Origin of the sequence: Enterobacter sp. UNJFSC 003 (genome assembly GCF_036903355.1) — a bacterium.
Classification (GTDB): Bacteria; Pseudomonadota; Gammaproteobacteria; order Enterobacterales; family Enterobacteriaceae; genus Enterobacter.
In genome coordinates this window covers 1-236 of the sequence record NZ_JBAKHK010000351.1, presented here as the reverse complement: position 1 = coordinate 236, position 236 = coordinate 1, and the positions used below count along the sequence as shown (strand labels likewise).

Annotated in this window: 1 protein-coding gene; it reads right to left on the bottom strand. The window is 51.3% G+C overall.

The features are described 5' to 3' along the window. The coding region (locus tag V5P19_RS24500; RefSeq protein WP_334408110.1) for a nucleoside transporter C-terminal domain-containing protein at nt 1-236 on the bottom strand (236 nt) is incomplete at both ends.

Genomic DNA, 236 nt, shown 5'->3' with positions numbered 1-236 from the left:
CAATAAAGAACCCGGCAATAGTCGCACTCATCAGGTTGGAAAGCGTTGCTGCTGCCAGCGCCCGTAAACCAAGCTGGGCGATTTCTGGAGCACGTTTTGGCGAAATAGCCGAAAATGCGCCAACGACAACACCGATAGAACCAAAGTTAGCAAAACCACAAAGCGCAAAGGAGATAATCGCAATGGTTTTCACTTCCAGCGTGCCGCCCGTTTGCAGGTATGGGGAGAAACTCAGG